The sequence below is a fragment of the Rhodococcus sp. BS-15 genome (genome assembly GCF_000813105.1).
In the GTDB taxonomy this organism is placed as follows: Bacteria; Actinomycetota; Actinomycetes; order Mycobacteriales; family Mycobacteriaceae; genus Rhodococcoides.
Window position 1 is genome coordinate 1 of record NZ_BAOX01000455.1, and the last position, 2,647, is coordinate 2,647.

A 2,647-nucleotide genomic window follows, 5' to 3' on the forward strand; every position below is an offset into this window, starting at 1 on the left:
CGGAGTCGGCGCACTCGCGGTCAGGCCGAGGCGGCGCGCCAACAATGCCGAACCCGCCGCGATCGCCAGGACTGCGAGCAAGGCGATGGCGAACGGCCACGACAGCGGCGAGGTGCCATAGGCCCCCAGCGCGGTGTATGCGATGGTCGCGGGCACGATCCCGATCATCGTGCCCACCACGTAATCACGCTGCCCCACCGCGCTGACCCCGGCGGCATAATTGACCAGAGAGAACGGGAGCGGCACCAGACGCACGAGCAGGACCGACAGCAATCCGCGACGGCCGAGCATCTCGTCGAGCCGGCGGAGCTTGCCCCATTCGGTGCGGGCCACCTGGCCGCGTCCCAACGCTCGGGCTGCCCAGTACCCCAGATAGGCCCCCACCGTGGCGGAGAACACCACGACGACCGCGCCCACCGCGAGCCCGAACAGCAGTCCCGAGGCGATGGTCAACGTGCTGGCCGGAAACGGAGTGGCCGACAGGAGGGCATAGAGCACCACGAAGAGTGCGATGCCCCACACCCCGGCCGACGCCACCCGATCACGAATGAACGACGCGTCGGGCAGGTCGACGGTACCGGCCACGATCACCACGGCGATGACGACGGCAGCTACCGCGGCCACTTTCAGCGCTGTTCGCCGCCGGTCCCCACTCGCTGGGCCCTCTGCGTTCGGTCGGTCCAGGTTCACCATCGCGCCTTTCTTCGGTCGATCGGCCGTGCACGTTCGTACTTGGAAGTCTCCGACCTCCCCACTGTGTTCCCGTTTCGTCACATTCGACCCATTACGGTGGAGGCAGCAGCGTCGTCGATGCCTGCTTCCGTGGATCAGGAGGCCCTACGTTGAAGTTTCGCTCACTACGACGCGCAGTAGCGATCGCAGCCAGCACGGGGTTGATTCTCACCGCCTGCGCTGCCCCGGACTCCGAAGCCCCCATCGCCGAGGCTCTGCCCTGGAGCGAGATCGAACAACAGGCGCAGGGTCAGACGGTCTCGCTGTGGATGTACGGCGGCGACGAGCAGGGCAACGCCTACGTCGACAACGTCCTCACTCCCGCGGCCGCAGAGGCAGGCGTCACTCTCCGCCGCGTCCCCGTCGAGGACACCACCGACGCCGTCAACCGCATTCTCTCCGAACGGCAAGCCGGTGTCACCGACGGTGAGGTCGATCTCGTGTGGGTCAATGGCGCGAACTTCGGTACCGGAAAGCAGGCCGGTGCGTGGCTGTGCGGGTGGACGCAGAACCTGCCGAACATGGAGTACACCGACCCGGCGGACCCATTGCTGAGCAACGACTTCGGCACCCCGGTGGACGATTGCGAATCACCCTGGCACAAGGCGCAGTTCACGCTGGTCTACAACGCAGCCGCTATTCCGAATCCGCCCACGACGTTCGACGGCGTTCTGGACTGGGCGGAGGCCAATCCCGGCCGCTTCACCTACCCCGCTCCCCCGGACTTCACCGGCTCGGTGTTCGTCCGTGAGGCACTGGTCAACGAATCCGGCGGCGTCGACGAGGTGCCCGCACAGTTCGATCAGGACTCCTACGATCGCCTCGCCCCGGCCCTGTTCGACCGGCTGAACGCGCTGGCACCCTCGCTCTGGCGCGAAGGAGCGACGTATCCGCAGTCTTCCTCCGAGCTCAACGACCTCTACGCCGGTGGCCAGGTGGACATGACCATGACCTACGGTCCGGCGACGCTCACCCAACTCGTCGCCGACGGCACCTACCCGCCCGAAACCCGCGTGCTGACTCTCGACGAGGGAACCGTCGGGAATGCGAGTTTCCTGGCCATTCCGTCGACCTCGGGCAAATCCGCCGCAGCGCAGGTGGTGGCGAACATCGCACTGTCACCGGAGCAGCAACTCGCCAAATCCAAGCCAGAGGTGTGGGGCCAGTTCACCGCCCTGGACATCACGCGGCTGACACCGGAGGAGCGGGCGCAGTTCGAGCAGCTCCCGTCCTCGCCCGTCGTTCCCTCGTACGAGGTGATCTCGGCGAACGCGCATCCCGAACTGTCCGCGGAGTGGGTCACCCCGCTCGACGAGGGTTGGCGTCGAAGCGTGCTCGCCGGTCAGTGAGCGCGTCCACGAAGAGCTTTCGCGGCACGGCGGCGGTACTCCCCGCCGTCGTGCTGGTCGTTCTCGTTGTCGGCGGCGGTCTCGGAACCGTGGTGCTGCAGAGCCTGGGTCTGATGCCGTTGGTCGGAACCCCCGAACTATCGGTGGACGCGTACTCCGCGCTGGGCGGTGACCTGTGGCGCTCGGTGGCGCTGACGGTGTCGATCGCTCTCGTCTCGACGGCGCTGGCCACAGCGATCGGGTTCGCAGTCGCGTTGACGGCACTGTCCGGTAAACGCACGGCCCTGGTGGCCGCCGGGTTGACCGTCACGGTGCCGCACCTCATCGGGGCTGCGGCGATGGCGCTGCTGCTGGCAGATTCAGGCATGCTGCCCCGCATTCTCGGCTTGACCGACGGGGGTTGGCCGGAGTTGGTCGGCGGGCGGTGGTGGATCGCCGTCGTCGCCGAATATGCCTGGAAGGAATCGGCTTTCGTGGCCGTCGTCGTGGCGGGCACCCTTGCCACCCGGGTAGCCGCATTCGACGAGACAGCGGCGACCTTGGGCGCGGGCCGGTGGGCGCGGCTG

3 protein-coding genes are annotated in these 2,647 nt (G+C 67.5%); 2 read left to right on the plus strand and 1 reads right to left on the minus strand.

What is annotated here, in order from left to right:
- Nucleotides 1-693 (minus strand): TVP38/TMEM64 family protein (locus RHBS_RS26685; RefSeq protein WP_237669803.1); only part of this gene is annotated, 693 nt, incomplete at its 3' end.
- Nucleotides 694-842: 149 nt separating this feature from the next.
- Between RHBS_RS26685 and RHBS_RS26690 the strand changes: the two genes are divergently transcribed.
- Nucleotides 843-2,081: an ABC transporter substrate-binding protein gene (locus tag RHBS_RS26690; RefSeq protein ID WP_121871968.1), complete on the plus strand. Its 1,239-nt coding sequence runs from the start codon at nt 843-845 to the stop codon at nt 2,079-2,081.
- The coding region (locus RHBS_RS26695; RefSeq protein WP_128646857.1) for an ABC transporter at nt 2,078-2,647 on the plus strand (570 nt) is incomplete at its 3' end. The genes RHBS_RS26690 and RHBS_RS26695, both read left to right, overlap by 4 nt.